Raw genomic sequence first — 26,546 nt, forward strand, 5'->3', positions numbered from 1 at the left:
CACCGGCGGACCCGCCGTCGGTCCCGCGGAGCACGTCGAGCGGTCCGGTCCGCTCAGCCCCGGGTGCGGCTCGCCCAGACCACCGTCGTGCCCTTCCGGAGCACCAGGTTGCCGTCCGACTGCATCCGCAGGACCATGCCGGCTCCCCCGCGCTCCGCCGTGCCGGTGGACCACCGCGTCTGGCCGAACGGACTCGCGAGCACCAGGTCGCCGCTCGGCAGCAGCAGGAGGGACGCCCCCGCGCCACCGCCGGACCTCCGGGACAGCACCCGGCTGCCGGAGCCGATCACCAGGTCCCCGTCGAAGCGCATGGTGAGCCGCCGGCCGCCGGAGGCGTCCCGCAGCGACTGACCCGGGACGAGCGTGGCCCCGGGGACGAGCCGGTCGGCACCGGGGGCCCGGTTGTGCCACAGCACGGCACCGTCCCGTGCGGTCACGCGGACGTCGCCGGCGTCGGTCACCGTCAGACGTGCGCCGCCGGAGGCGGTCCGTGCGGACGTGGACCAGAGGACCGCACCGGACGGCGCCACGACGGCGAGCCGCCCGGTGGTGCCGAGCCGCAGACCGGCACCCGCGGCACGCCCGCTGCTCTGCCAGAGCCGGCGGCCGTTGCCCCACTCGACCAGCGAGCCGTCCGCCTGCACGTCGAGCCAGTACTGGCCGTTCGGCGAGTGGATCGACGTCCCGGACGGCACGGTCCGGGTCCCCGAGGTCACGGCCGTCGCGCCCGCTCCCGCCGCGGCCGCGGTGGTGGTCGGCCGCGTGCAGTCCGCCGCGGTCGGGAGGAGCCGTCCGAGGGCGGACCACTTCGGCGAGCCGAGCCCGGTCGCCGCGTCCCAGCCCCGGGTAGCGGGCGCGGTGCCGTTGCTGCCGGTGACGACGTCCCGGAACGCGGTCGGGTTCGCGTACAGCGCCTGGTGCACGTCGCCCACGCCGACGGCACACCCACGTGCGGTCAGCGCGACGGCGAGCTGTCCGGCCAGCACCGGGGACGCCAGGCTCGTGCCGCCGCCGAGCACGAAGCCGTGCGCCGTCGACATGTACACCGCCGGACCCTTCGCCGGGTCGGCGAGCGCGGCGACGTCGGGCAGCATGCGCTTCGTGCCGGTGATGCCGGTGCCGGTCTGCCACGCGGGCCGGGCGTAGGCCGACGAGGTGCCACCGCCGCCCGCGCCGAGGGAGTTCGACCACCCGGACTCGGTCCACCCGGCCTTCGTCTTGCTGAGCGACGTGCCGCCCACGGCCACGACCGCCGGCGAGGACGCCGGGTACGAGACGTCGCGGATGGTCGTCCTCGGGCCGGTCGGGCAGCGGGCGCCGTCGTCACCGGTGGCGGCGAAGACCGTGGCGCCGGCTGCGACGATCCGCGACAGCGCCGCGTCGAGCGCCGCCCGTGCCCCGGCCGGGGTCTGCGTCTCACAGCTGCCCCACGAGATGCTGACCGCGGTGATGCCGGCGGTGCGGACGTCGTCGGCGATGCGGCTGTAGGCGTCGTAGCTGCCCTGGAACGAGTTCGGCGTGACGTACACCCGCTGACGGGCACCCGGCGCGACGGCGAGCAGCGCCTGCTGGTCGAGCGCGACCTCGGTCTCGCCCTGGTACCCGTCGCCCCGGTGCGGGTCGGCGCCGTCGACCGCGATCTGGTCGAGTGCGGGGAGCTTCCGTCCGGTCGCCGCGGCGTAGGCACTCAGGTCGTTGCGGTCCCAGCCGGAGAACTGCACGGTCGCGACCGTCGCGCCGGCGCCCGCGGTGGCCGACCCCGAGGACCGGTACGCGCTCGCCAAGGTGGCAGGGCCGTACCCGGCGGGGACGGCCGCGTGCGCCAGCGCCGGGCGCACGTCGAGCCCGAGCACGGCGACGACGCTCCCGCCGAAGGACTGTGGCAGGGTCGGTTCGGCGGTCGGGTGCATGCCGTCGCCGGTGCCGACCAGGTCGACGCCGAACAGGGCCTCCGCCCGGGCTGCGGTGCCGCGCGCCTCGACCTCCCACGTGTCCGGGTCGGTCACCGTGAAACCGGCGTCGGTCAGCACGGTCCGAGCGCGCGACCGGGCGTCCTCCACCGGTGCGACCGCCGCCACGGCGTCCGCGCGCTGGTCGGCGGTGTCCCCGGCGGTCGCCCCGGGGAGCGCGGTGAGGGCGGCCGGGTCGACCGGCCGGAGCACGAGCGTCAGGTCGACCGCGGTGTCGCCGGGTGTCGCGCCGACGGTGGCGTCGGCCGGAGCGGGCACGCCACCGGTCGCGGGAGCGGGCACAGCGGTGCCGGCAGCAGGAGCGGTGGTCGCGGTGGCGGCCGCAGGAGCGGTGGCGGCGGGCAGCGCCTGCGCGGGGAGCCCCGTGCCGGTGACGGCGAGCGCCACCACGACGGCGGTGGCGAGGAGGGTCGGCGTGCGGGGTGACATGAGCGATCGCTCCCGGAGGTCGGCGACGACGGCCGTCCCTGACCGTCGGTCCGAGCGGTGACGGACGCTGCACGCTAACGCGGGGCGGCACGACCGCCGCAGCCCCAGTTCCGGGGGCTGCGGCCGCGGTTTCAGCAGAGCGGGACGTTCACCGCGAGACCACCCATCGCGGTCTCCTTGTACTTCGTCGACATGTCGGCACCGGTCTGCCGCATCGTCTCGACGACCTGGTCGAGCGAGACGTGGTGCACCCCGTCGCCGCGCAGCGCCATCCGGGCGGCGTTCACGGCCTTGTTCGCGGCGATGGCGTTGCGCTCGATGCAGGGGATCTGCACGAGGCCGCCGATCGGGTCGCACGTCAGCCCGAGGTTGTGCTCCATGGCGATCTCGGCCGCGTTCTCCACCTGCTCGGGGGTCCCGCCCAGGACCTCGGCGAGCCCGGCCGCCGCCATCGACGCCGCGGAACCGACCTCGCCCTGGCAGCCGACCTCGGCGCCGGAGATGGAGGCGCGCTCCTTGTAGATCGAGCCGATCGCACCGGCGGTGAGCAGGAACCGCACGACGGCGTCGTCGCGTTCCGCCCGGGACCCGCGTGCGACCGGTCCGACGTAGGTCAGGGCGTAGGCGAGCACCGCGGGGATGATCCCGGCGGCACCGTTCGTCGGCGCGGTGACGACGCGGCCGCCCGAGGCGTTCTCCTCGTTGACCGCCATCGCCGTGAGGTTCACCCACTCCATCGCGAAGAGCGGGTCGTGGTCCGGGTCGTCACGCGTGAGCTGCTCGTACCAGTCGGCCGCACGTCGGCGGACCTCGAGCCCGCCGGGCAGCGTGCCGGTGCGTCGGACGCTGCGCTCGACGCAGTCCTCCATCACGGCGTGGATGCGCAGGAGCCCGGCACGGACCTCGTCCTCGCTGCGGTGCGCGGTCTCGTTGGCGAGCGCCACACCGCTGACCGGGAGGCCCGTGGTCGCGCAGGCGGACAGCAGCTCGGCTCCGCTGGAGAACGGGTACGGCACCGCGTCCGTCTCGACCGGGATCGCGGTGCCGGCGACGCCCTCGCCCGGCTCCTCGTCCCCGTCGCGGGCGATGAACCCACCGCCGATCGAGTAGTACGTCTCGACGGCGGTCTCGGTCCCGGTCGCGTCGAACGTCCGGAGGCGCATCGCGTTCGGGTGCCGCGGCAGCATCGTCAGCGGGTGCAGCACGACGTCGGCGAGCCGGAACGGCACGACGGTCCCGCTCGCCAGGGTCAGGCGTCCGGTGGACTCGAGGGCGGCGAGCGCGGCCGTCATCACGTCGGGGTCGACGTCCTCCGGGCGGTGCCCCATGAGCCCGACCGCGACGGCGCCGAGCGTGCCGTGTCCGTGACCGGTCGAGGCGAGCGAGCCGTAGAGGTCGACGCGGATGGACTCGACGGGTCCGTCCGCCGTCCGCGCGGCGAAGTCGGCGGCGGCGCGCATCGGTCCCACGGTGTGGGAGCTCGACGGGCCGACACCGATGCTGAACAGCTCGAAGACGGAGACCGGCACGCCGACGAGCCTACGCCGTCCGGACGGGACGGCAGGGCTCCGGAGCCGGGCCCCGTGCGGGCGACCCCGGGGAGGTCAGCGGCGCTTCCCCTCGGTCGGCATCACGATCCAGAGCACCACGTAGGCGATCCAGAGCGGCCCGGGGAACAGGCTCAGCAGGACCCAGAGCACGCGGACGGCGGTGCGGGACCAGCCGAAGCGGTCGGCGATGCCGGCGCAGACCCCGGCGAGCAGGCGACCGGAGCGGGGACGGTGGAGTGTGTTCGTCATGTCCCCGACGCTACGGTGTCCCGCTGCACGGCGGCACCCGGGCGACACCCCGCCCCGGGGTGGGGGCAACCCCACCCACGCTGCACGGGCCTCCCGGCCGTCGCCCTACGGGAGCAGGACGATCTTGCCGCGGGTGTGGCGTTCCTCGACCTGGGCGTAGGCGTCCTGCACCGCGTCGAGCGGGAAGGTCGCGGCGATCGGGACCTCGATCGACCCGTCGGCGACCATGTTCGCGAGTGCCGACAGGATCTCCGGGTCGGCGGTGTCCGCGCTGCCGGACGCCTTCGCGCCCACCTCGGCCGCGGCGTCGAACGCGATGACCGTCTCGATGCGGTCGGCGGGGATCCCGAGCGTGATGCCGAGGTGCACGTACTCCGGGCCGAACGTGTCGATGAGCGCGTCGATGCCGTTGGTGGCGAGTCCGCGGATCCGGTCCTCGAGGCCGTCGCCGTACGCAACCGGGCGGGCCTTCTTCTCGCGCAGCCACTCGTGGTTCGCCTCGGAGGCGATCGCGATGACGTCGACGCCCTCGTTGGTGAGCAGCTGCGTGACGAACCCGCCCACGCCCCCGGCGGCACCGGACACGACGACGGTCTCGCCGGGCCGCGGGTCGACGGCGCGGACGGCCGCCGCCGCGGTGGTGGCGATCACGTCGAGGCCACCGGCGGCCTCCCACGAGAGCAAGCGGGGCTTCGGGACGAGCTGCCCGGCGGGAACGGAGACGTACTCCGCCTGGCTCGATCGCTCCCACGACCACCCGAGGACCTCGTCGCCCTCCTCGAACCCGTCGACGTCGAGGCCGATCGCGGCGACGGTGCCGGCGAGGTCGGTGCCCTGCCCGGACGGCAGCCGTTCGGGGTCGTGGTCGTCGACGAGGCCCTGGCGGATCGCGGTCTCGCCGGGGTTGACGCCGGCGGCGCGGACCTTCACGAGGACCCGCCCGGGGGCGACCTCGGGGACGGGGACCTCGGCCACGTGCAGGACCGAACGGTCGCCCCACTCGTCGAAGCGGACGGCGCGCATGGTGTCAGGGAGAGCAGTCATCCCGCGTCACGGTACGCCAGCACGCTGCCCCGCGCCCGGAACGACACCACGTGGACCGCTCCATCGGCGGCGGTGTCGTGGGACACTGGCGCCATGCCCATCCTCCACAAGGACATGCAGCTGTGCATCTCGCTCGCCGCCCGTCCGAGCAACATCGGCACCCGCTTCCACAACTTCCTCTACGACGAACTCGGCCTCGACTTCGTCTACAAGGCGTTCACCACGACGGACCTGTCCGGCGCCGTCGCGGGGATCCGGGCGCTCGGCATCCGCGGCTGCTCGGTGTCGATGCCGTTCAAGGAGGACGTGATCCCCCTCGTCGACGAACTCGAGGAGTCTGCCCGCGCGATCCGCTCCGTCAACACGATCGTCAACGACGGGGGCGTCCTCACCGCGTCGAACACCGACTACGAGGCCGTCGCGTCGTTGCTCGACTCGCACGGTGTCGACCGCTCCGCACGGGTCCTGCTGCGTGGCTCGGGCGGGATGGCGAAGGCCGTCACCGCGGCGTTCCGTGGTGCCGGGTTCGAGCGCCTGACCGTCGTCGCCCGCAACGAGGCGACCGGCAGTGCCCTCGCCGACCAGTATGGCTACGCCTGGGTCGCGGACGAGGACGGTGCCGGCGACGCCGACCTGCTCGTCAACGTCACGCCGCTCGGCATGCGCGGCGACGACGAGGCGACGCTGTCGTTCACGCCGGAACGCATCACCGCCGCGCACACGGTCTTCGACGTCGTCGCGTTCCCCGCCGAGACCCCGCTCGTCCGGGCCGGTCGGGAGGCCGGTGCACACGTCATCACGGGCGCCGAGGTCATCGCGCTGCAGGCCGCCCGGCAGTTCGAGCGGTACACGGGCGTGGCGCTGACGGCCGACCAGGTCGCCCGCGCGAGCGCGTTCTCGCGGGAGGAGTAGCGCGAGGCGCCCCCGTCGCCGCGAGACGCCGTCGCCTCGCCGAGACGCCGCCGGATCCGGCGGCGTCTCGCGCAGGCCGCGGCGTCGCACGCGGACGGGGGCGTCCCGGTGCTCGCCAGCGTCAGTGGCTGCGCGCGCGCCCCGCAGCGACCCAGCCGAGTCGGCGGGCGGTCTCGTGGTTCCGGAACCAGATGCCGGGCTGCGCGATGAAGCCCGGGACGAGCGACCCGGGGCCCTTCACCGGGTTCTCGCGGATCGTCACGCGGCAGCCGCGCGGGTGCGGCTCGACGTCGACCTCGACACGCGCCTCACCGACCGGCCAACCCCGCGCCTGGATCACCATGTGGCGTGGCTCGTCGTACTCGAGGACGGTCGTCGTGTCGTTGATGACGAACGGCCAGACGCCGAACGAGTGGTGGATCTCCGTGCCGACCGCGGGCCACCCCGGGTCCTCGCCGCGCATGCGGGACGCGCCGACCACCCACGTCGGGTAGAGCCAGCCGTCGCGGAGGACGTCGAAGACCTCTTCGGGGGTGCAGTGGATGATCCGGACGTTCTTCGCCATGTCAGCTCCTCGGTGCCAGGTCGACGTCCACCGGCAGCCCGTAGGTGTGTCGGAGGGCGCTCTTCGCCGCGTGCCAGCCTGCCATGCCGTGCACCCCTGGCCCGGGAGCCGCGGACTGCGAGGCCAGGTACATGCCGCCGCCCATCCGCCACGGGTCGCTCGAGAGCACGGGACGCTTGACCAGCTGCCAGAAGCTCGCGGCACCGGAAGCGATGTCGCCGCCGGCGTAGTTCGGGTTGTACTGCTCCATGTCCGCCGCGGTCCGGCTGTTCGTCGCCACGATGGTGTCCCGGAAGCCCGGGGCGAAGCGCTCGATCTGGCGGATGACGGATTCCTGGTGGTCGACGGTCGAGCCGGCCGGGACGTGCGCGTACGCCCAGAAGACGTGACCGCCCTCCGGTGCCCGGCCCGGGTCGACGACGGTCGGTTCGGAGCCGAGGACGTACGGGCGCTCGGGGTCCTGCCCGCGGGCGACCTGCGCCTCGGCCTCGGCGATCTCGGCCCGCGTGCCGCCGATGTGCACGGTTCCGGCGCGTCGGAGTTCCCGGTTCGTCCACGGCACCGGCTCGGACAGTGCGAAGTCGACCTTGGCCGCTGCGTTGCCGAACCGGAACCGACGCAGGGCCCCGCGCTTCGGTGTCGGCAACTGGTCCCCGGCGATGGCGAGCATGGTGGGGACGCTCGTGTCGAAGAACACCGCCTTGGCCGGGGTCAGGTCCCCGAGCGCGTGCACTTCGCGACCGGTCTCGATCGTGCCGCCGTGCGCGACGAGGTCCGCGGCGAGCGCGTCGACGATCGCCTGGCTCCCGCCGATGGGCACCGGCCACCCGCGGGCGTGGGCGTAGACGCCGAGCGAGAGTGCGGCGGCGGCCGTGGCGAGCGACGGCATGTGCTGGATGGAGTGCGCCGCGACGCCGCTGATCATCGCCGGCGCGACCTCGTCGCGGAAGCGTGCGTTCCACGCGCGGGTCCCCTGCTCGAGCGCACGGAGTCCGAAGCGGGCGACGGTCACCGGGTGTCGTGGCACGTGCAGCAGGGCGTCGGTGGCGAAGTCGGACACCTGGTCGGCGTTCCGCACGAGCGGGGCCATGAGCTGCCGGTAGGCGCGGCCGTCGAGGCCCAGGGCGTCGGCGGTCCGGTCGAGGTCCTGGTACGCGATGCCGGCGCGGCCACCGTCCAGGGGGTGGCCGAACTGCACCTCGGGCAGGCGGAGCTCGATCCGCTGCTCCATGCCGAAGGCCCGGAAGAACTCGGACTGCAGCGCCATGGGGTGCACGGCCGAGCAGACGTCGTGCAGGTAGCCCGGGAGGGTCAGTTCCTTCGTCCGGGCACCACCGCCGATGGTGTCGTTCCGCTCGACCACCTCGACGCTGAGCCCGGCGCGGGCGAGGGTCACCGCCGCGGCCAGCCCGTTCGGTCCGGCTCCGACGACCACCGCATCAACCATGTGGGTGAGCCTACGGAGCGGCGGCTGGACGTGGTACCGGCACCCGGTCAGCTCGTGGTGGTGTCCGCCTCGGCCGGGTCCGTGCCGTCGTCCGACCCGTCCACGTCCGTCGGGTCGTCGTCGCCCACCGGCCGGCCCGTGCCCACCGGGTGCTCGGCGACCAGGGCCGCGAAGTCCTCGTCGAGGAGCTGTTGCACGCGCTCCTCCCGCCCGATCTCGTAGTCGTCGGCCGGCCGCTGCGCCCACCCGAGTCGTCCGACGACCGTGGTGCCGATGTCGTCCCAGGCCCGGGCCCGGGCGGCGAGCACGATGCCGTCGACGAAGTACTGGTCGTCACGCCGGGCGTCGAGCCGCTCGGCGAGTTCCTCGTAGGTGGCCTCGCGCGTCCGGAGCTTCAGGTCGTCTCCGCGGCGGTAGTCGTGCTGGTGCTGCGAGCGGCCGCCCTGCTTGCTCGACCGGACCCGGATCGCCCGCATCCGCTCGGCGTCGGCACGCTGCTCCTCGGCCATCCGGTGCAGTTCCTGACGGGCGGCGTCGGCGATGAGGGCGTGGTCGAAGTACCCCTGGTCGCGCAGGGCGTTCGTGATGATGCGGTTCGCCACGGCCACGGTGACGGCGGCCTTCGCGATGAGGAAGCCCTCGTCCACGGCGCGCTTCAGTTCGACCTGGCTGACGGGTCGGTCGCGCACGTCGGGCTTGCGTCGTCCGAACAGTGCCATGCGACGACGATACCGGCGACGGACGACGGTCCGCCCGGAGACGGACACGGATCACCGTCTGGAGGGACGCCACCGGTCCGCCCCGCCCGTACCGTCGAGGGCATGGTCATCACGGACGACTCCCAGCGCACCGGCCTCGGCACCGCGAGCCTGGTGCTCGGCATCTGCTCACTGCTCGCGGGCTGGACGTTCGTCGCCCCCGTCGTCGGACTCTGCCTCGGCATCGCGTCCCGCGGTCGGGAACGCGCCGCCCGCGGCCGTGCCGGGTGGGGGATCCTGCTGAACCTCGTCGCGCTGGCCTTCTGGATCCTGCTGTTCGTCTTCGGGCTCGGGCTGGGTGTCCTCACCACCTGGCAGTCGGTCGTCCAGGGGTCGTGACGGACGGGAGGCGCGGTGCCTGCTGGCACCGCGCCTCCCGTCCGTCATCGCGACCTCGCGACCTCGCGACGTCGCGACCTCAGGGCTCCGTGATGAAGCCCTTCTTCACCATCCACTCGAACGCGACGTCGGCGGGCTCACGTCCCTCGACGTCCACCTGGCGGTTGAGTTCCTGGAGCACCGCGTCGGTGAGTTCCGGCGAGATCTGGTCGAAGACGCCCTCGAGCTGCGGGTACTCCTCCAGCGTCGAAGTCGACAGCACCGGGGCGACGTTGTACGCCGGGAAGAACCCGCGGTCGTCCTCGAGGACGCTCAGCCCGAGGGACTTGATGCGGCCGTCGGTGGTGAAGACCTCGCCGAAGTTGCACGTGCCGCGGTCGGTCGCCGTGTAGACGGTTCCGGTGTCGAGGATGTCGACCGCGTCCTTCGCCACCGCGCTGTCGCCGGAGCCACCGAGATCGAGACCGTACTTCTCGAGCATCGGCTTGAAGCCGTCCGCTCGGGAGTTGAACTCGGACTCGACGCAGAACGTGCGCTCGTCGGCGGGCAGCTCCGCGATCTGCGACAGCTTCGTGATGCCGCCGAGGTCCTCGACCGCTTCCTCCCGCACCGCGAACGCGTAGGTGTTGTTCATCGGCGCCGGGGCGAGCCAGGTGAGGCCGTTGCCGGCGTCCTCGTCCTTGACCGCCTGCCACTGCTCGGTCTTGTCCGGGATGCCCTCCTTGTGGGCCATGAAGGTCAGCCACGCGGTGCCGGTGTACTCGTACGTCATGTCGGCGTCGTGCGAGGTCATGAGCTGCCGGACGGCGACCGACCCGGGCACGTTCGTCTCGTCGGTGACGTCGAAGCCGGCCGCCGAGGCGGCGAGGACCGCGATCTTCCCGAGGACGAGCTGCTCGGTGAAGTTCTTCGACGTGACCGTGAGCGGGGCGTCCTCGGGCAGGCTGTCGATCCGCTCGATCGTGCCCGGCGCCGCCGCCGGGACGAAGGACGCGGCGGGCTGCAGTCCGCAGCCGGCCAGGAGGCTCGTGGTGACGCCCGCCAGGGCGGCGGCGGTCAGCAGGCGGCGGGGTCGCGGGCTGCGGGTGCGTGCCGTGCGGGTCATCGGAGTCCCTTCGGTCGGGCGAACGTCTCGACGATGCGGCCGAGCCAGTCGATGGACAGGGCGAGCAGGGCGATGAGGAGCGCGCCGGAGACGAGCACCTTCGGCAGGAACAGGTTCACGCCCGTGGTGATGAGCAGCCCGAGGCCACCGGCACCGATGAACGTCGCGAGGGCGGCCGAGCCGACCAGGAGCACGAGCGCGGTGCGGATGCCGGCGAGCATGACGGGCACGGCCAGCGGCAGTTCGACCTTGAGCAGGACGGACGCCGCGCTCATGCCCATGCCGCGGCCGGCCTCGACGAGTCGGGCGTCGACGCTCTCGATGCCGATGATCGTGTTCCGCAGCACGGGCAGGATCGCGTAGAGGACGAGCGCGACGACGGCGGCCCAGAACGTGAACCCGAGCCAGAAGGCCAGGAGCACGACGAGCCCGACGGCGGGGGCGGCCTGACCGAAGTTCGCGACCGCCAGGATCGCCCCGCTCGCCTTGCGCAGCGGTCCGCGGGTCAGCGCGACGCCGAGTGGGATGGCGACGACGAGCACGATGACGGTCGACACGACGGTCAGCAGGACGTGCTGCCAGGCCAGGTCGAGCAGCCCCGAGGGGTTGAGGGTGCTGCGCTCGGTCGCGGTCAGGTCCGCGTTGGCGAGCCAGACCGCGAACGCGGCGAGGACGACGAGGATCACGACCGGCTGGATGACCAGCCCGCGCCAGCTCGTCCGCTCCCCGGTCGCCGGGGACGCGGTGACGACGTCGCTCACCGGTCGTCCCGGCCGTCGGACGGGACGGAGTCCGCGTCGAACGAGTCGTCGGCGGACCCGGCGGGCTCGTCCCCGAGGTCGGCGGCCGCGCTGCTCGGCATCGCCTGGAGGGGGTTCGTGTTCGTCCCGACCGGGGTGTACGCCTGGTCCTCGGCGGCCGCGGCGCGGGTACGGGTGATCGCGTCCATGACCGTCTCGACCGTGATGACGCCCTGGAAGGCGTCCCGGCGACCGGTCACGAGCGCGGCCCCGGCGCTCGAGACGAGCATGGTGTCGAGCGCGTCGTTCAGGGTGGACGCCTCGGAGACGACGGGCAGGTCCGCCTCGATGCCCTCCGGGATCCGGTCGAGGCGCTCGAGCTGGCGGCGCGACGGCCACCCGATCGGCCGCTGCCGCCGGTCGACGACCACGGCGTGCCCGTGGCCGCCGGCCTCGCGCATGCGCTGCAGGACGGCCTCGGCCTGCTCGCCGGGCGAGCACGTCACGGCGTCGGCCAGCCCGACCTCGCGGACACGGGTGAGCGTGAGCTGCTTGAGCCCGGCACCCGACCCGATGAAGTTCTCCACGAACTCGTTCGCGGGCTCGGCGAGGATGCGCTCCGGGGAGTCGTACTGCACGATGTGCGCGCCCTCGGAGAACACGACGATCCAGTCGCCGAGCTTCACGGCCTCGTCGAAGTCGTGCGTGACGATGACGATCGTCTTGTGCAGTTCGGCCTGGATGCGGATGAGCTCGTCCTGCAGGCGCTGCCGGGTGATCGGGTCGACGGCGCCGAAGGGCTCGTCCATGAGCAGGACGGGCGGGTCCGCTGCGAGCGCACGGGCGACGCCGACGCGCTGCTGCTGACCGCCGGAGAGTTCCCGCGGGTAGCGGTCGCGGTAGGTGTCCGGGTCGAGCGAGACGAGGTCGAGGAGCTCGTCGACGCGGGCGGCGATCTTCTCCTTCGACCAGCCGAGCATCTTCGGCACGACGGCGATGTTCGCCGCGACGGTCATGTGCGGGAACAGCCCGCCGGCCTGGATGACGTATCCCATCCGGCGGCGCAGCTCGTCGCCGTCGATCTTCGTCACGTCGTCGTCGCCGACGACGATGCGGCCCTCGGTCGGCTCGATGAGGCGGTTGATCATCTTCAGGGTGGTCGTCTTGCCGCAGCCGGAGGGGCCGACGAGCATGACGATCTTGCCGGCCGGGATCTCGAGCGTGATGCCGTCGACCGCGGGCTTCGCCTGGCCCGGGTACCGCTTCGTGACCTGGTCGAGCAGGATGCTCCGGCCGGTGACGTCGGTGTCGGGCGCGGTGGTCGGGGAGTCAGTGCTGGACACGGATACCTCTCGAGGTGGTCAGGCGGCCGAGGCCGAGGAGCAGGAGGTCGAGGACCAGGGCGAGCAGCACGACGCCCACGGTCCCGACGATCACGGAGTTGAGGGAGTTCGCGCCGCCGAGACGGGAGAGCCCGGAGAAGATGAAGCTGCCGAGTCCCGGCCCGAGCGCGTACGCGGCCACGGCGGCGACGCCCATCACCATCTGCGCGGAGACCCGCACGCCGGTGAGGATGATCGGCCACGCCATCGGCAGTTCGACCTGCACGAGGGTGCGGAAGCGGCTCATCCCGATGCCGCGGGCCGACTCGACGACGGCCGGCGGGATCTCGTTGAGCCCGACGACCGCGTTCCGGAGGATCGGCAGCGCGGCGAAGAACGTCACGGTGACGACGGACGGCACGACGCCGAACCCGAGCGGCACGAGCAGCAGGCCGATGACGGCGAAGGAGGGCAGCGTCAGCCCGATCGTGGACACCTCGTTCGCGGCGGACCGCAGACCGGGGATCCGGTAGACGAGCGCCGCGAGGACCACGGCGATGACGGTCGCGAGCACGACGCACTGGACCACCAGCGAGAAGTGCTGCCAGGACGAGAACCAGATCTGGTCCCATCGCTCGGCGATGTACTGGAACACCGGTTCTCCGCTCCCTCCGGTCGGCTGTCCGCCCCACGGAACGGGGTACGGACTTCCCCAAGCTACGCAGGTCGCCAACCTCGGGCCGGCGGCGCGGCGGCCGTTCCTGCGTGGACACCCATGGATCGCGCGAGGAGAACCCCTGATGAGGGCAGAGCTGTACCGGGGACCCTGGGAGAACGGTAACGATCGGGCGGGACGGTGGGCTACAGGCCGGATCCGCGTCTGCCGGCCTCTGCCCGGAGCGCGACCGACCGCAGGGCCACCCGTGCCTGTTCGTGCACGGCGACGCGCTCGGCCGTGAGGAGCAGGCCGGCGACCTGTTCGGCGGTCCGGTCACCACCGTCGTTCCACCGGGTGAGGTCTCGCACGCGGGCCATCCGGACGTCCGGAGCGGGACACCACGTCACCGGCGACCCCTCGGGCACGGCGAGCGCGTGCCACACCAGGTCGAGCGAACGCTGCACCGACTGGGCGTGCACGGCGTGCGGGCCGCCGGCCGCGTCGACGACCGCACCGACCAGGCAGGCCCCGACGAGCGGTCGGCCGACGACCTCGATGGCGGCGGCGCTCGAGGCGGTCCGGGTGCGTCCGCGGTCGTCGAGGTAGGCGAACCACGCGTGCTGGACCCAGCCGCGCTCCACGACGGCCCGAGCGTCCGACAGCACGCGCTGCAGGTCCACCAGTTCGGCCTGCTCCGCCTCGAGGCGCCGCAGTCGTGCGGCGGTCCGTCGGGCGGCGAGGTGGTCGAGGACCCGCCGCACCCGGCCGCGCCGGTCGGGGACGGCTCGGAAGGAGGGAGCGGCGTCGGTGGCGACGTCGTGCTGGACGCGGAACTCGAGGGTCATGAGGCCCCTCCCGATCTTCACGTGCACGGATGGTGTGGAGGCACGCTAACCCCGTGCCCGCGGCGGCGGTAGCCCCCGCCCGACGGTCGTGCGCGAACCGGAGGGCCGGTCGGTCAGTCGTCGACCACGGCGTCGATCGCCCGCCGTGCGACCGCGCGGGACGACGCCTCGTCGCTCACGGCGAGCGCCGAGGCGATCGAGACGGCCCAACCACGCGCACGGCCCCACGTGTGCGGGTCCAGGCTGGCGTCCTGCGCGGTGACCCGACGTCGGAAGTCGGCCCGGGCCTCCCGGCCGAAGGTGAGCCAGGCGGTGGCGAGGTCGACCGCCGGGTCGCCCGCGGTCACGTCGCCGAAGTCGACGACGGCGGACAGGCGGTCGCCGACCGGGCCGGGCGTGACGAGCAGGTTGAACGGGTGCAGGTCGCCGTGCACCCAGACGGGAGGCCCGGCGTGCTCGGGCAGGTCCGCCGCCGTCCGCCAGAGCGCGGCCAGTTCCACGGCTCGCGGTACGGGGTGCGACGACAGCCGCTCGGTGACCGCCTCGGTCCTGGTGTGCAGCGGGACGGCGCGCACCGGGTTCGACGGTGCGTCCGCCGGCGCCGGGACGTGCAGCGCGGCCACGAACGCGGCGAGCGCCCTCGGCACGGCTCCCCCGCTCCCGGCTCCGGTCCGGTCGCCGACGGGCACGCCGGGGAACCACGGCACGACGCTCCACGACCACGGGAAGCCGGAGCCGGGTCGACCGGTGCGGACGGGGACCGGGACGGGGACGACCCCGCCGACGAGACGGGCGAGCCCGGGGAGCCACCGCTGCTCGTGCTCGACGAGCGTGGCCGCGGCGGCCCGCCGGGGCAGCCGGACGGCGAGGTCGGGGCCGAGCCGGAGGAGGACGTTGTCCCAGCCGTTCCCGACGACGGTGAGTGGGCGGTCGGCGAGGTCCGGGTGCTGGTCGGCCAGCAGCGCCCGGACGAGCGGGACGTCGACGTCGACCTCGGCTTCGGGCGTGGGCACGTCGCGATGCTAGCCCGGCGGTCGTCCGGGTTCGTGTCGTACCGTGCCGCCATGCATGCTTGGCGGGAGCCCGCGCGGTGGGCCAGGACCGGACGGTGGCTGCTGGTGCCGATCGCCGTGCTCGACTGGTTCGCCCTCGTGCCGCAGGTGGTGTTCGTGGTGGCGTTCTCGATCGCCGTCGTGGGGCTGGTCGGGATGGGTGCGGCGCTCGTCGTCCGCGCGCTCGGACGGCGGCGCGGCACGATGGCGGCGCTCGGGGTCCTGATGCTCCTCGGTGGCCTGGCGATGTTCGGGCTCGACCCGTTCCCGGGGTCCGTGCCGTTCCTCGACCCGTGGTGGCCGGAGGTCCTGACGCAGCCGCAGCACGTCGGGAGCGCCTACTGGCAGCTCGCGGCCCTCGGCGTCGTCCTGACCGGCTTCGGGCTGCTCGCGACCCTGCTCGTGGCCGCGTTCACCGACGGGCCGCGCCGCACCGTCCGCTGAGGCATCCGGGCGCGCTGGCCGGTCCGGGTGCACGGGTCGGTCCGGGCGCACGGGATCGCGTGCCGTCAGGCGGTCGGCTGCTCCGCGGTCCCCCGGCGCGTGACGACGACGAGCGTCACGTCCGTCGGTGGGTCCTCGTCCCCGAGCAGTCCGCGGACCCGGTCGACCAGGGCCGCCGTGTCCGACGCACCGGTGACCGCCGCAGCGACCTCGTCGAGGGTCGCGAACCCGGGCAGCGTCGTCAGGCCGTCCGAGGACACGACGAGCCGGTCACCGACGGCGAGGTCCAGCGCCACCACCGGGTGCTCCTCCGCCGCACCGCCGACCCCGAGCGGGAGCGCGGACGGGAGCGCCCGGTGCGTTCCGTCCGATCGGACGAGCAGTGCGGTCCCGAGCCCGGCGTCCACCAGGTCGACGTGGCCCGACGTCGGGTCGAGCCGGGCGTGCACGAGCCGGGCGACCGCGTCCGCGACCCGCAGGTCGGGGGCGACCTGGGCCTCCAGGCCGGGCAGTGCGGACGCGAGCGGTTCGTCCACCCGTGCGACGAGTGCCCCGCGGACGGTCGCCGCGAGCAGTGCGGAGGCCGCACCGCCGGTCGCGACGGTGCCGACCGTGACCGCGAGGGTCCCGTCCGCCGCGACCCGCCAGTCGGCGACGTCACCGCCGCCGTCCGGACGTCGTGCCGTCACCGTCGCGAGCTCGAGTCCGGGGACCGCGACCGGGTCGGGCACCAGGCCGGTCCGGACCCGTCCGAGACGGTCGCGCTCGAGTGCGTGGCCGAGCTCACGCTCCGCCCAGTGCGCCAGGTCGCGCAGCAGCGCGAGGTCCTCGTCGGAGAACGAGCGCGGCTGCGCGTCCATGATGCAGAGCGTCCCGACGCGGGTCCCGTCGTCCATCGACAGCGGCGCACCCGCGTAGAACCGGATGCCGTGCTCGGCCACGGCAGCGGTGTGGGCGAACCGCTCGTCGAGCGTCGTGTCCGGGATCACCATCGGCGCCGGGGTGAGCACGGTGGTGGCGCAGAACTGCTCACTCGCGGGCACGCTCGACCCCTGGTTCCACCCGAAGGTCGACTGCGTCGTGACGAGGTCGTGGTGGACGAGGTTGAGGAACGTCAACGGCACGCCGAACGCCTCGTGCGTCATCCGGGTGATCCGGTCGAAGCGTTCCTCGGGCCCGGCACCGAGGACGCCGAGCGCCTCGACCAGTGCCGTGCGGTGCTCGGCGTCCTGCGGTGTGCTCACACGCCCTGTCTACGCGCTCCCTCGTCCGTGAACCAGTCCCTCGGGTGGGGGTCGGCGGTGAGCTGCCGACGTGGCCCGGTCGGTGCCGCCCACTGTGCGGCGTTCGCCAGCACCCGCTGGATGTCCGGGTGGTGGTACACCGGGTACTCCTGGTCGCCGGGCGAGAAGTAGAACACCTTGCCGAGGCCGCGGCGGTAGGCGACCCCCGAGCGGAAGACCTCGCCGCCGGCGAACGTCGACAGGAAGACCTCCTCGTCGGGGCGCGGGATGTCGAAGTACTCGCCGTACATCTCCTGGCGGTCGATGACGATCGGGTGCGGGACCCCGGCGGCGATCGGGTGGTCGGGCGCGATCGTCCAGACGAGTTCCCGCTCCCCGTCGTTCCGCCACTTCAGCGAGCACGTCGTGCCCATCAGCCGGGTGAACGGCTTCGAGTAGTGGCCGGAGTGCAGCACCACGAGCCCCATGCCGGCGTGCACGTGGCGGACGACGCGCTCGACGACCTCGTCCGCGACCTGGTCGTGGGCGATGTGCCCCCACCAGAACAGGACGTCCGTGTCGGCGAGCCGCTCCTCGGTCAGGCCGTGCTCCGGCTCCTGCAGCGTGGCGGTCGTGACGGTGTGCGTCGACGCGTGCTGGCCGTGGGTCGGGTGCGAGCCGTCGGCGCCGTCCGCACCGGGGGCGAGTCGGGCCTCCAGGCCGGCGGCGACGACCGCGTGGATGCCGTCCGGGTAGTGCTCGCGGACCGTCTCGTCGCCGCGGGTCTCGTGGACGTTCTCGTTCCAGACGACGATGTTCACCGGACGACCTCCACTTCGTGCCCGGCCTGCGCCGACGCGTAGATCGCGTCCACCACGCGGCTGCGGTGCAGGGCGAACTCGCCGTGGTGCCCGTCGTGCAGACCGGAGCGGATGGTGGCGAGGAACTCCTCGATGACGCGCTGGTGGTGACCCGCGGGGACCTGCACGCCCGGGCGGGTGACCGTCGGGACGCCCTGCTCGTCGGAGTACAGGGTCACGGTGCCCTCGGTGGCGTAGTCGCGGACGAACAGCCGCGCGCCGCCGGTCGAGCCGAGCAGCTCGACCTCGATGTCCTCGACGTCCTTCGAGTAGCTCGCCCACGACGCCTGCAGGAGCAGACTGGCGCCGTTCTCGAAGCGGAGCAGGGCGCTGGCGAAGTCCTCGACGTCGAACGGGCGGCCCGTGGCGGCGGACACCGGGTCGCGGTCGCTCCCGCCCCGACCGGCACGGCCGAGCTCGTTGTACGTCACGGCACTGGCGGTCACCACGCGGGGCTCGCCCATGAGGTGCAGGGCGATGTCGAGCACGTGCGAGCCGAGGTCGATGAGCGGACCACCGCCCGCGGTCTCCTTGTTGACGAACCAGCTGCGGATGCCCGGGATGCCGGCGCGGCGCATCCAGCTCGCGCGGGCGTGGTAGACGTCCCCGATCGGGCCGGTGCCCGGCTCGGCGAGGGCGCCGTCGTCGGAGGCGTCGACGGCGGTACCGGCGGTCTGCCCGCCACGCAGGTGCGTCGCGAGGAACTGCACGTCGGCACGGCGACGGTGGTTGTAGGCGACCTCGAGGACGCGGTCGTTGCGGACGGCCGCGTCGACCATCTCCTGCGCCTGCTGACCGGTCGTGGCGAGGGGCTTCTCGCAGAACACGTGCTTGCCGGACTCGAGCGCGGCGATCGCGATCGGGTGGTGGAGGCTGTTCGGCACGCCGATCGAGACGATGTCCAGGTCGTCGCGGGCCACGAGGTCCTGCCAGTCGGCGTACGCGTTCGGGACGCCCCGGCTGGTCGCGAGTTCGCGGAGCCGTTCGGGTTCCTGTCCGGCGAGGGCGATCACCTCCACGCCGGGGAGTGCGGTGAAGGCGTCGAGGTGCGTGGTCCCGGCGAAACCGAGGCCGACCACCCCCACGCGCAGCGTCTTCGATGCATCAGTCGTCTGCGACATGCCTCCACGCTACCGAGATTCCGGTCGAATCGATACGACAAGCTCGTGCTGGTCTTTCCTGACCGTTTGGCCTACTTTTTGATCACATCCGCGCAGGCGTCGACACCAGGGGGTGCCGATCAGCGTCCGCGCCGAGGACAGGGGCTCGTCCGATGCAGCACCGCACCATCACCACCGCCGCACTCGCGGCCGTCATCGCTCTCGCCGTGCCGACGAACGCGTGGGCATCGCCGCACGGCGGTCACCATCACCCGGCACCGACCAGCTCGACCGTGACGTACACGGCGAGCGACGCGGTCATCCCGAACCCCTCCCGCGGGTTCGACCACACCACCGCGACGCACTACCGCGCCGACGGCAGCGGGTACACCCCGCTCGACGCCGCCACGCTCCGCGGCTACCGGTCGGAGGGCGTCACGCAGATCGTCCGGGTGTTCTACATGGAAGCGTTCGCCGACCAGCGACGCCTCAGCCCGGCCTGGCTCCGCCTGGTGCAGCGCGACTACGACACCGCCCGCGCGGCCGGCGTCGGCGTGATCACCCGGTTCGCCTACGTGCAGGGCGGCGACTACCCGTACTCGGCACCGTACGGCGACGCCGACCTGCCCACCGTGCTCGCGCACATCGAGCAGCTCACGCCGACCCTCCGCCGGAACGCGGACGTCATCCCCACGCTGCAGGAGGGGTTCATCGGCCTCTGGGGCGAGGGCTACTACACGGACCACTTCGCCAGTGATCCGGCGAACCCCGGCGTGCTGACGGAGGCGGACAAGGACGCCAGGCGCCAGGTCGTGGAGGCCGAGCTCGCCGCACTGCCGTCGAGCCGCTCCATCCAGGTGCGCACCATGCAGATGAAGCAGGACGCCCTCCGCACGCCGTCCGGCACCGCCGGCGCGCTCACTCCCGCCCAGGCGCACGACGGGTCCGCGGCGTCGCGCATCGGCCACCACAACGACTGCTTCCTCGCTTCGCCGGACGACTTCGGCACGTTCCTGACCGATCCGCTGTCGCTCGACCAGGACTACCTGGCCGCTGAGTCGCGGTACGTCCCGGTCGGTGGCGAGACCTGCGCGGTGAACGCCCCGCGGTCGGAGTACCCGTCCGCCTCGGCCGAGATGGCGAAGTACCACTACAGCTACCTGAACCTCGACTACAACCAGGACGTCCTGGCGTCGTGGGGCGATGCGGGCATGACGGACGCCGCGAAGAAGCTCGGCTACCGGTTCACGATGACGTCGAGCACCGTGACCTCCGGGAAGCACGCGTCGGTGTCGGTGTCGGTCCGCAACGACGGCTGGGCCGCGCCGTACAACCCCCGTCCGGTGCAACTCGTGCTGACGAACGGCCACCGCCGCGTGACCGTCCCCGTCCGTGCGGATGCGTCGTCCTGGCAGCCCGGGACGACCACGACGGTCACCGCCTCGCTCGCGCGGGTCCCGTCCGGTACCTGGCGGGTGGCACTGGCACTGCCCGCTCCGGAGCGGTCGATCGCACGGAACCCGGACTTCGCGATCCAGACCGCCAACGTCGGAACGTGGAAGGCCGGCACCGGTGTGAACGACCTCCAGCAGGTCGTCTCCGTCCGACGCTGACCAGGAACCACACGACGCCCCGGCCGACCACGGTCGGGGCGTCGTGCTGTCCCTCAGCGGAGTCCGCCACGATGGTCGGCATGACGCCTCGATCCCTGTTCCGCGGCCTCGCGATCGCGGAACTCGTGACCTGGACGATGCTCCTGGTGGGCATGCTGCTGAAGTACGGCCTCGGCGCCGGGGACTGGCCGGTCCGCGTCGGCGGCGGCGTGCACGGCTTCGTGTTCCTCGCCTACCTCGTCGCCACGACCGTCGTCGCCGTCAACCAGCGCTGGTCGTTCGGCGCCACGGCCCTCGGGTGGCTCAGCTCGGTCGTGCCGTACACGACGCTGCCGTTCGAGGTCGCGGTCGCCCGGCGCGGCATGCTCGACGGCGCGTGGCGTCGCGGGCCGTCGGCCGGGGAACGACCGGGGCCGCTCGACCGGCTGCTGTTCCTCGTGGTGCGGCACCCGGTGCTCGCGGCCGTGGTCGGCGTCGTGCTCGTCGCGGCCGTGTTCGGCGTGCTGCTCGTGCTCGGTCCGCCGGTGCCGTCCCGCTGACGGCAGGCCGCCGGCCGGCTCGCGCGCGTGCCGGGTCGCACGCGGAGCGGGGTCGCGCGCGGGCCGGGTCGCGTGCGGACCGAGTCGCGAAAGCGACAGGTGTGCGCGGAAGGATCCCCGCGGACTGTCGCTTCCGCGCCGGGGTCCGCGTCGGGCCGCACCGGGTCAGCGGACCCGCCGAGCGCGGAGGACGGGAGGCCCGGTGCCAGCCGGCACCGGGCCTCCCGTCCGCGTGGGACCGCGCCTACAGGCTCGCGAGCGCCGCGTTCAGCGTCGCCGACGGGCGCATGACCGCGCTCGTCTTGGCGTCGTCGGGCCGGTAGTACCCGCCGATGTCCGCCGGGTGGCCCTGCACCTCGACGAGTTCGTGGACGATCGTGTCCTCCTGCTCGGCGAGGGTCGTGGCGAGGCCCTGGAACGCCGCAGCGAGCTCGGCGTCCTCGGTCTGCGCGGCGAGCTCCTCGGCCCAGTACTTCGCCAGGTAGAAGTGGCTGCCGCGGTTGTCGATCGAGCCGAGCTTGCGGCCGGGCGACTTGTCCTCGTCGAGGAACGTCCCGGTGGCGCGGTCGAGCGTGTCCGCGAGGACCTTCGCCCGGGCGTTGCCGGTCACCCCGGCGAGGTGCTCGAGGCTGACGGCGAGCGCGAGGAACTCCCCGAGGCTGTCCCAGCGCAGGTAGTTCTGCTGCACGAGCTGCTGCACGTGCTTCGGCGCGGACCCGCCGGCACCGGTCTCGAACAGTCCGCCACCGCCGAGGAGCGGGACGACCGAGAGCATCTTGGCCGAGGTGCCGAGCTCCATGATCGGGAACAGGTCGGTCAGGTAGTCGCGGAGCACGTTGCCCGTGACCGAGATCGTGTCCTCGCCGCGGCGGATGCGCTCGAGCGAGAACCGCATCGCGTCCTCGGGCGACAGGACCTCGATCTGCAGGCCGTCGGTGTCGTGCTCCTGCAGGTACGTCCGGACGAGGCCGATCAGCGCGGCGTCGTGCGCACGGGTCTCGTCGAGCCAGAACACCGCGGGCGAGCCGGTGGCGCGGGCACGGGTGACCGCGAGCTTCACCCAGTCACGCACGGCGACGTCCTTGGTCTGGCAGGCGCGCCAGATGTCACCCTGCTCGACGTCGTGCTCGAGGACGGTCTCGCCGGCCGCGTTCGTGACGCGGACCACACCGGCGCCCGGGAGCTCGAAGGTCTTGTCGTGGGAGCCGTACTCCTCCGCCTTGAGCGCCATGAGGCCGACGTTCGGCACCGAGCCCATGGTGGCGGGGTCGAACGCGCCGTTCGCGCGGCAGTCCTCGATCACGGCCTGGTAGATGCCGGCGTAGCTCGAGTCCGGGATGACGGCGACGGTGTCGTGCTCCTCGCCGTCCGGGCCCCACATGTGGCCGGAGGTGCGGATCATCGCGGGCATGGAGGCGTCCACGATGACGTCGCTCGGGACGTGCAGGTTCGTGATGCCCTTGTCCGAGTCGACCATGGCGAGGTCGGGGCCGGCGTCGATGCCGTCCTGGAACGCCTGCTTGATCTCGGCGCCGTTCGGCAGGGCGTCGAGCCCGGCGAGGATCGAGCCGAGGCCGTCGTTCGGGGTGAGCCCGGCCGCGGCGAGGTCTGCGCCGTAGCGGGCGAAGACGTCGGGGAAGAACGCGCGGATCACGTGCCCGAAGATGATCGGGTCGGAGACCTTCATCATCGTGGCCTTGAGGTGCACCGAGAACAGCAGGTCCTCGTCCGCGGCACGCTGGATCTGCTTCCGCAGGAACGCCTCGAGCGCGGCGACGTGCAACACGGTGCCGTCGACGACCTCCCCGGCGAGCACCGGGATCGGCTGGCCGAGCGTCTGCTCGGTGCCGTCCTGTGCCACGAACGTGATGGTCAGGGTGTCCTCGGCCGGGGCGACCCAGGTCTTCTCGTTCGACCGGAAGTCGTCGACGCCCATCGTGACGACGTTCGTCTTCGAGTCGGCACGCCACGCACCCATGCGGTGCGGGTGCTTGCGGGCGTAGTTCTTGACCGACAGCGGGGCCCGGCGGTCCGAGTTCCCCTCGCGCAGCACCGGGTTCACGGCGCTGCCCTTGACGCGGTCGTACCGGGCGCGGGCGTCCCGCTCGTCGTCCGTGGTCGGCTCGTCCGGGTAGTCCGGCAGGTCGTAGCCCTGCGCCTGGAGCTCCGCGATCGCGACCTTGAGCTGCGGGATCGACGCCGAGATGTTCGGCAGCTTGATGATGTTGGCCTCGGGCGTCCCGGCCAGGTCTCCGAGCTCGGCCAGGGCGTCGTCCAGGCGCTGCTCGTCGGTGAGCCGCTCCGGGAACTGGGCGATGATCCGTCCCGAGAGCGAGATGTCGCGGGTCTCGACCTCGACACCCGCGGTCTTCGCGAAGGACGCGATGACGGGCAGGAAGGAGTGGGTCGCGAGGAACGGGGCCTCGTCGGTGAGCGTGTAGATGATCTTGGCCATGCTGGCGGGTACTCCCTTGTTCGCGCGGTCCGTGCCCCCCACGCTACTCGCGGCGCGAGATGTCTCGACGTCAAGACACCGACGCTGGGGAAACTGTCGGCCAGGCGCCCGCCTGTGGACGGCGGCCGTGCCGGCGGAGGCGCCACGGGCCTCCCGGTCGTCAGACCGTCAGACGGAAGACCCGCAGCCCGGCGGTGCGCAGCCCGGCGGTCCCGAGCCGGGTCCGCAGGTTGCGGAACGGCCGCCGGAAGCCGGACACCGCCGTGGCCGCTCCGAGTTGGTGCAGGACCTCCGCCGTGAGGGCGCGCTCGAGCTTCGGCACCAGCCGGGTCCGGCCCGACACGGTGATGACGATGCGCACGGCAGTGGGTCGGAGCAACGGGGCGAGCCGTTCGGCGGTCTCCTGCGCGCGGAGGAACGCGGGGTCGTCACCGGAGCGACGGATCGCGATGACCGCCAGCTCGGCGTCCGCCTCGCCGTCGAGGTCCGGCACGTCGTCGACGCCGACCACCCGCATGCGCGCCGCGTCCACCCCCGCGCGGACGGCCGCCGACCGGAGGACGGGGAGGAGGTCCTGGGTACCGGCGAGCACGACCTCCGCCGACCGCAGGTCGATGGGTTCGTGCCGCTCCCGCGGCGATCGGGCCATGAGGGGTCCTCTCCGTCGCTTCCCCCGACCCTACTGACGGACCGGCCGGGAGGCCCGGATCGCCCGTGTCCGCCGGGTCGACTCCCAGCGGGGCCGGCTGCCACCCCACCGCGCCGGGGACCACCGGCGACGCTGCAGGGTGTCGGAAGAGGGGCTGTACAAGCGGACAGCTTCGTGCAGAATGGGCTGCGGCCATGACTCCCCCTGACGCAGACCACCCCAGCAGCACGCCCGTCGTGCACCTGACCCGCCGTGCTGCCCTCGCCGCCGAGCGGGCCGCGCGTGCCCGGCAGACCGAGCAGGTCGGGAACACCGTGCCGGCCGAGCAAGCGGTGTGGGACGAGCAGGCGACGGGCGCTGCGCAGAGCGGCCGAACCGAGCGGCCGCACGTCGCCGCTCCCGCATCGGAGCGCCACGCCGACACCCGCACCCGCCGGGTGCCGCGTCGGCAGGTCGCACTCGCGCCGCGTCGGACAGCCGCGGTCGCCGCCCCGACCCCCCGGAGCCCCCGTCGCGCCGCCCGGGCGAGCAGCCTCACGGTGACGAGCGCCGTCGCCGCCCTCGTCATGTTCGGCGCCTCCGCCATGCCCGCGCACGCCGGCACCGGTCCCTCCGTCGCGACCTCGACGCTCGCGCCGACCGTGACCACCCAGGACTTCGCCGTCACCCAGGTCGCCCTGGCGAGCACGAGCCGCGACGGTTTCACGGTCGGTGGTGGCGTCGCCGCGGCCGACGCGAAGCCCGGAGCCTCGGTGACGTACGGCGGCGCGGTCCGCTCGCCGTTCCCCGGTCCCGTGCGGATGAGTTCCGGCTTCGGGTACCGCACGGCTCCCTGTGGCGCGTGCTCGTCGCTGCACCAGGGCCTCGACTTCAACCCCGGCATGGGTGCGCCGATCGGGGCGGTGGCCGCCGGGACGGTCCGGGTCTCGGGCGTGTACTTCTCGTACGGCGAGACCGTCATCATCGACCACGTCGTGGACGGTCGGAAGGTCTCGACCCTCTACGGGCACATGATCCCCGGCTCCTCCCCGCTGCAGGTCGGCGACCGCGTCGAGCCCGGCCAGTTCATCGGCAGCGTCGGCTCCTCCGGGGTCTCGACCGGGGCACACCTGCACCTCGAGGTCCTGATGGACGGCACGCTCCCCATCGACCCGGCAGCGTGGATCGCCGCGCACACCGGGCAGCCGCTCTAGATCCCGTCCCGTCCCCTGTCGGGCTGCCACGACCGCGGCGGACAGCGACGGCACAGCCGCCCCGCGGCACCGTCCCAGTCTCCCTGTGCATGATCACAGGATGGACGATCACCACAGACCGCCCGCCCACCCGACGTCGCCGCAGGCGTCCCACTCCGCGCAGCCCCGCTGATGGGCGCCGACACCTGGATCGCCTTCGGACTCGTCGTCCTCTTCGTGCTCGTCGGTGGTGTGTTCGCCGCCGCCGAGATCGCCCTCGTCTCGCTCCGCGAATCCCAGTTGCAGCAGCTCGAACGCCGCGGGTCCCGGGGGGGCACGCGTCGCCGCGCTCGGCCGTGACCCGAACCGCTTCCTGTCCGCGGTCCAGATCGGCGTCACGGTCGCCGGGTTCTTCTCGGCCGCCTACGGTGCCGCATCGATCGCGCCGGACGTCGCCCCGCTCCTCACCGGGCTCGGGCTCGAGCAGGGCGCTGCCGAGGCCGTCGCCCTCGTCGCGATGACCCTCGTCATCGCCTACCTCTCGCTCGTGTTCGGTGAACTCGTGCCGAAGCGGCTGGCCCTCCAGCGCGCCGAGGGGTTCTCGATGCTCGTCGCACCGACCCTCGACCGGTTCGCCGTGCTCATGCGCCCCGTGATCTGGGTGCTGTCGACGTCGACGAACGCCGTCGTCCGACTCCTCGGCGGCGACCCCGACGCCCGCAGCGAGTCGATGAGCACCGAGGAGCTCCGGGGCCTCGTGACCGACCACGACGCGATCGACGCGCAGGGCCGCCGGATCGCCCGCAGTGCCCTCGACGCCGGGGACCGCATCCTCCGCGAGTCCATGCGGCCCTGGTTCGACGTCGACGTCCTCGACGCGGGCCTGCCGCTCGCCCGGGCGACGGACCAGGCGATCGACCGCGGCCACACGCGGTACCTCGTCACCGGCGGGTCCCGGGACGGCGTCGTCGGGTTCGTGCACCTCCGCGACCTCCTGCGACCGGCCGACCCGAGCGCGGCCGTCGCGACCGTGGTGCGCCCGGTGCTGGCGATGCCCGAGACGAAGTCGCTGACCGGGGCGATCGCGGACATGCGCGCCGACGGCCACCAGATCGCGCTCGTCGTCGACGAGTACGGCGGCAGCGCCGGCATGGTCACGCTCGAGGCGCTGCTCGAGGACCTGGTGGGGACCATCCGCGACGAGTACGACGACCGCACCCCGACCCGCCACGACGAGGTCGACGGGGCACTCGTCCTCGAGGACCTCGCGGCCGACGGCGGCCCCGCCCTGCCCGACGGGGACTACGAGACCGTCGGCGGCCTGGTGCAGGTCGCCCTCGACCGTGTCCCGCGCGTCGGCGACGTGGTCGAGGTGGCCGGACACCGGCTCGAGGTGACCGCCATGGCCGGTCACCGCGTCTCCCGCGTGCGGATCAGCGCCGTCCCCGTCGCGGCGGCTGCCGAGGCCGCGGGGTGACCAGCGCCGGACGGGAGGCTCGACACCGG

At 73.2% G+C, this 26,546-nt stretch carries 26 protein-coding genes; 8 read left to right on the plus strand and 18 right to left on the minus strand.

Going from position 1 to position 26,546, the window contains the following annotated elements:
* Window positions 1-53: 53 nt before the first annotated feature.
* The 4 genes from DEJ34_RS15065 to DEJ34_RS15080 form a co-directional block, all read right to left on the minus strand.
* Window positions 54-2,399 (minus strand): S8 family serine peptidase, encoded by a 2,346-nt coding sequence (locus DEJ34_RS15065; protein WP_110910576.1) that lies wholly within the window; start codon window positions 2,397-2,399, stop codon window positions 54-56.
* A gap of 131 nt (window positions 2,400-2,530) precedes the next feature.
* Window positions 2,531-3,928: an L-serine ammonia-lyase gene (locus tag DEJ34_RS15070; protein WP_110910577.1), complete on the minus strand. Its 1,398-nt coding sequence runs from the start codon at window positions 3,926-3,928 to the stop codon at window positions 2,531-2,533.
* Between the two features lie 75 nt (window positions 3,929-4,003).
* Window positions 4,004-4,198, minus strand: coding sequence for a PspC domain-containing protein (locus tag DEJ34_RS15075; protein WP_110824345.1), 195 nt, complete (start codon window positions 4,196-4,198; stop codon window positions 4,004-4,006).
* A 105-nt stretch (window positions 4,199-4,303) separates the two neighbouring features.
* Window positions 4,304-5,242, minus strand: a complete 939-nt coding sequence (locus DEJ34_RS15080) for an NADP-dependent oxidoreductase (protein ID WP_110910578.1) — start codon at window positions 5,240-5,242, stop codon at window positions 4,304-4,306.
* 93 nt (window positions 5,243-5,335) lie between these two features.
* Between DEJ34_RS15080 and DEJ34_RS15085 the strand changes: the two genes are divergently transcribed.
* Window positions 5,336-6,154, plus strand: a complete 819-nt coding sequence (locus DEJ34_RS15085; protein ID WP_110910655.1) for a shikimate 5-dehydrogenase — start codon at window positions 5,336-5,338, stop codon at window positions 6,152-6,154.
* Between the two features lie 121 nt (window positions 6,155-6,275).
* On the opposite strand, the gene DEJ34_RS15090 is transcribed toward DEJ34_RS15085, so the two are convergent.
* Genes DEJ34_RS15090 through DEJ34_RS15100 form a run of 3 tightly spaced genes read right to left on the minus strand, consistent with a single transcriptional unit; the run spans window position 6,276 to window position 8,885 of the window.
* Window positions 6,276-6,719, minus strand: coding sequence for an SRPBCC family protein (locus DEJ34_RS15090; RefSeq protein ID WP_110824348.1), 444 nt, complete (start codon window positions 6,717-6,719; stop codon window positions 6,276-6,278).
* Between the two features lies 1 nt (window position 6,720).
* Window positions 6,721-8,166, minus strand: a complete 1,446-nt coding sequence (locus DEJ34_RS15095) for a phytoene desaturase family protein (RefSeq protein WP_110889351.1) — start codon at window positions 8,164-8,166, stop codon at window positions 6,721-6,723.
* A 47-nt stretch (window positions 8,167-8,213) separates the two neighbouring features.
* The gene (locus tag DEJ34_RS15100) at window positions 8,214-8,885 is read right to left on the minus strand and encodes a hypothetical protein (RefSeq protein WP_110824350.1); all 672 of its coding nucleotides are present in this window, start codon (window positions 8,883-8,885) and stop codon (window positions 8,214-8,216) included.
* Window positions 8,886-8,987: 102 nt separating this feature from the next.
* On the opposite strand from DEJ34_RS15100, the gene DEJ34_RS15105 reads away from it, so the two are divergent.
* The gene (locus tag DEJ34_RS15105) at window positions 8,988-9,263 is read left to right on the plus strand and encodes a hypothetical protein (protein ID WP_181422171.1); all 276 of its coding nucleotides are present in this window, start codon (window positions 8,988-8,990) and stop codon (window positions 9,261-9,263) included.
* Window positions 9,264-9,342: 79 nt separating this feature from the next.
* Here the strand turns inward: DEJ34_RS15105 and DEJ34_RS15110 are convergent, their stop codons facing one another.
* From DEJ34_RS15110 to DEJ34_RS15135, 6 genes are all read right to left on the minus strand, one after another.
* Window positions 9,343-10,368 carry a glycine betaine ABC transporter substrate-binding protein gene (locus DEJ34_RS15110; protein ID WP_110889353.1) on the minus strand — a complete coding sequence of 342 codons (1,026 nt, stop codon included), beginning with the start codon at window positions 10,366-10,368 and terminating at the stop codon, window positions 9,343-9,345.
* Entirely contained in the window at window positions 10,365-11,129 is a 765-nt protein-coding gene (locus DEJ34_RS15115) for an ABC transporter permease (protein WP_110824353.1), read from the minus strand. The genes DEJ34_RS15110 and DEJ34_RS15115 overlap by 4 nt, the downstream gene beginning before the upstream one ends.
* Window positions 11,126-12,451 carry an ABC transporter ATP-binding protein gene (locus tag DEJ34_RS15120; RefSeq protein ID WP_110889355.1) on the minus strand — a complete coding sequence of 442 codons (1,326 nt, stop codon included), beginning with the start codon at window positions 12,449-12,451 and terminating at the stop codon, window positions 11,126-11,128. Before DEJ34_RS15120 ends, DEJ34_RS15115 begins: the two co-directional genes overlap by 4 nt.
* Complete coding sequence (locus tag DEJ34_RS15125) at window positions 12,438-13,085, minus strand: ABC transporter permease (protein ID WP_110824355.1); 648 nt, start codon at window positions 13,083-13,085, stop codon at window positions 12,438-12,440. Before DEJ34_RS15125 ends, DEJ34_RS15120 begins: the two co-directional genes overlap by 14 nt.
* Before the next feature lie 206 nt (window positions 13,086-13,291).
* Window positions 13,292-13,954, minus strand: a complete 663-nt coding sequence (locus DEJ34_RS15130) for a DUF6197 family protein (protein WP_146236860.1) — start codon at window positions 13,952-13,954, stop codon at window positions 13,292-13,294.
* 92 nt (window positions 13,955-14,046) lie between these two features.
* The gene (locus DEJ34_RS15135) at window positions 14,047-14,946 is read right to left on the minus strand and encodes an aminoglycoside phosphotransferase family protein (protein WP_110910580.1); all 900 of its coding nucleotides are present in this window, start codon (window positions 14,944-14,946) and stop codon (window positions 14,047-14,049) included.
* 51 nt (window positions 14,947-14,997) lie between these two features.
* Between DEJ34_RS15135 and DEJ34_RS15140 the strand changes: the two genes are divergently transcribed.
* On the plus strand, window positions 14,998-15,429 hold the full coding sequence (locus tag DEJ34_RS15140) for a hypothetical protein (protein ID WP_146232822.1): 432 nt from the start codon (window positions 14,998-15,000) through the stop codon (window positions 15,427-15,429).
* 65 nt (window positions 15,430-15,494) lie between these two features.
* On the opposite strand, the gene DEJ34_RS15145 is transcribed toward DEJ34_RS15140, so the two are convergent.
* The 3 genes from DEJ34_RS15145 to DEJ34_RS15155 are packed head-to-tail and all read right to left on the minus strand — an operon-like array spanning window position 15,495 to window position 18,633.
* Window positions 15,495-16,673, minus strand: a complete 1,179-nt coding sequence (locus DEJ34_RS15145) for a GAF domain-containing protein (RefSeq protein WP_110910581.1) — start codon at window positions 16,671-16,673, stop codon at window positions 15,495-15,497.
* A complete protein-coding gene (locus tag DEJ34_RS15150; RefSeq protein WP_110910582.1) occupies window positions 16,670-17,473 on the minus strand; it encodes a ThuA domain-containing protein in 804 nt (267 codons plus the stop codon). Before DEJ34_RS15150 ends, DEJ34_RS15145 begins: the two co-directional genes overlap by 4 nt.
* A complete protein-coding gene (locus DEJ34_RS15155) occupies window positions 17,470-18,633 on the minus strand; it encodes a Gfo/Idh/MocA family protein (RefSeq protein ID WP_110910583.1) in 1,164 nt (387 codons plus the stop codon). Before DEJ34_RS15155 ends, DEJ34_RS15150 begins: the two co-directional genes overlap by 4 nt.
* Window positions 18,634-18,785: 152 nt before the next feature.
* Here DEJ34_RS15155 and DEJ34_RS15160 point away from each other — a divergent pair, with 152 nt between their 5' ends.
* Both DEJ34_RS15160 and DEJ34_RS15165 read left to right on the plus strand, forming a co-directional pair.
* Window positions 18,786-20,225 carry a DUF4832 domain-containing protein gene (locus DEJ34_RS15160; protein WP_110910584.1) on the plus strand — a complete coding sequence of 480 codons (1,440 nt, stop codon included), beginning with the start codon at window positions 18,786-18,788 and terminating at the stop codon, window positions 20,223-20,225.
* Between the two features lie 80 nt (window positions 20,226-20,305).
* Window positions 20,306-20,764: a DUF3817 domain-containing protein gene (locus DEJ34_RS15165; RefSeq protein WP_110910656.1), complete on the plus strand. Its 459-nt coding sequence runs from the start codon at window positions 20,306-20,308 to the stop codon at window positions 20,762-20,764.
* A gap of 244 nt (window positions 20,765-21,008) precedes the next feature.
* Here the strand turns inward: DEJ34_RS15165 and DEJ34_RS15170 are convergent, their stop codons facing one another.
* The gene (locus DEJ34_RS15170; RefSeq protein ID WP_110910585.1) at window positions 21,009-23,219 is read right to left on the minus strand and encodes an NADP-dependent isocitrate dehydrogenase; all 2,211 of its coding nucleotides are present in this window, start codon (window positions 23,217-23,219) and stop codon (window positions 21,009-21,011) included.
* Between the two features lie 160 nt (window positions 23,220-23,379).
* A complete protein-coding gene (locus DEJ34_RS15175; protein WP_110824365.1) occupies window positions 23,380-23,868 on the minus strand; it encodes a hypothetical protein in 489 nt (162 codons plus the stop codon).
* A gap of 194 nt (window positions 23,869-24,062) precedes the next feature.
* Here DEJ34_RS15175 and DEJ34_RS15180 point away from each other — a divergent pair, with 194 nt between their 5' ends.
* From DEJ34_RS15180 to DEJ34_RS15775, 3 genes are all read left to right on the plus strand, one after another.
* Window positions 24,063-25,061 carry a M23 family metallopeptidase gene (locus DEJ34_RS15180; RefSeq protein WP_146236861.1) on the plus strand — a complete coding sequence of 333 codons (999 nt, stop codon included), beginning with the start codon at window positions 24,063-24,065 and terminating at the stop codon, window positions 25,059-25,061.
* Between the two features lie 171 nt (window positions 25,062-25,232).
* Window positions 25,233-25,400 carry a CNNM domain-containing protein gene (locus DEJ34_RS15770; RefSeq protein WP_502864387.1) on the plus strand — a complete coding sequence of 56 codons (168 nt, stop codon included), beginning with the start codon at window positions 25,233-25,235 and terminating at the stop codon, window positions 25,398-25,400.
* 13 nt (window positions 25,401-25,413) lie between these two features.
* Window positions 25,414-26,517 carry a hemolysin family protein gene (locus DEJ34_RS15775; protein WP_502864383.1) on the plus strand — a complete coding sequence of 368 codons (1,104 nt, stop codon included), beginning with the start codon at window positions 25,414-25,416 and terminating at the stop codon, window positions 26,515-26,517.
* The last annotated feature ends 29 nt before the right edge of the window (window positions 26,518-26,546 follow it).

The sequence above is a fragment of the Curtobacterium sp. MCPF17_050 genome, from assembly GCF_003224435.2.
Taxonomy (GTDB): domain Bacteria; phylum Actinomycetota; class Actinomycetes; order Actinomycetales; family Microbacteriaceae; genus Curtobacterium.

Coding starts and splice junctions, on each gene's coding strand:
- DEJ34_RS15065 (WP_110910576.1), bottom strand. CDS start 2,399: ATGTCACCCCGCACGCCGACCCTCCTCGCCACCGCCGTCGTGGTGGCG.
- DEJ34_RS15075 (WP_110824345.1), bottom strand. CDS start 4,198: ATGACGAACACACTCCACCGTCCCCGCTCCGGTCGCCTGCTCGCCGGG.
- DEJ34_RS15080 (WP_110910578.1), bottom strand. CDS start 5,242: ATGACTGCTCTCCCTGACACCATGCGCGCCGTCCGCTTCGACGAGTGG.
- DEJ34_RS15085 (WP_110910655.1), top strand. CDS start 5,336: ATGCCCATCCTCCACAAGGACATGCAGCTGTGCATCTCGCTCGCCGCC.
- DEJ34_RS15090 (WP_110824348.1), bottom strand. CDS start 6,719: ATGGCGAAGAACGTCCGGATCATCCACTGCACCCCCGAAGAGGTCTTC.
- DEJ34_RS15095 (WP_110889351.1), bottom strand. CDS start 8,166: ATGGTTGATGCGGTGGTCGTCGGAGCCGGACCGAACGGGCTGGCCGCG.
- DEJ34_RS15100 (WP_110824350.1), bottom strand. CDS start 8,885: ATGGCACTGTTCGGACGACGCAAGCCCGACGTGCGCGACCGACCCGTC.
- DEJ34_RS15105 (WP_181422171.1), top strand. CDS start 8,988: ATGGTCATCACGGACGACTCCCAGCGCACCGGCCTCGGCACCGCGAGC.
- DEJ34_RS15110 (WP_110889353.1), bottom strand. CDS start 10,368: ATGACCCGCACGGCACGCACCCGCAGCCCGCGACCCCGCCGCCTGCTG.
- DEJ34_RS15140 (WP_146232822.1), top strand. CDS start 14,998: ATGCATGCTTGGCGGGAGCCCGCGCGGTGGGCCAGGACCGGACGGTGG.
- DEJ34_RS15155 (WP_110910583.1), bottom strand. CDS start 18,633: ATGTCGCAGACGACTGATGCATCGAAGACGCTGCGCGTGGGGGTGGTC.
- DEJ34_RS15160 (WP_110910584.1), top strand. CDS start 18,786: ATGCAGCACCGCACCATCACCACCGCCGCACTCGCGGCCGTCATCGCT.
- DEJ34_RS15165 (WP_110910656.1), top strand. CDS start 20,306: ATGACGCCTCGATCCCTGTTCCGCGGCCTCGCGATCGCGGAACTCGTG.
- DEJ34_RS15170 (WP_110910585.1), bottom strand. CDS start 23,219: ATGGCCAAGATCATCTACACGCTCACCGACGAGGCCCCGTTCCTCGCG.
- DEJ34_RS15175 (WP_110824365.1), bottom strand. CDS start 23,868: ATGGCCCGATCGCCGCGGGAGCGGCACGAACCCATCGACCTGCGGTCG.
- DEJ34_RS15180 (WP_146236861.1), top strand. CDS start 24,063: ATGACTCCCCCTGACGCAGACCACCCCAGCAGCACGCCCGTCGTGCAC.
- DEJ34_RS15770 (WP_502864387.1), top strand. CDS start 25,233: ATGGGCGCCGACACCTGGATCGCCTTCGGACTCGTCGTCCTCTTCGTG.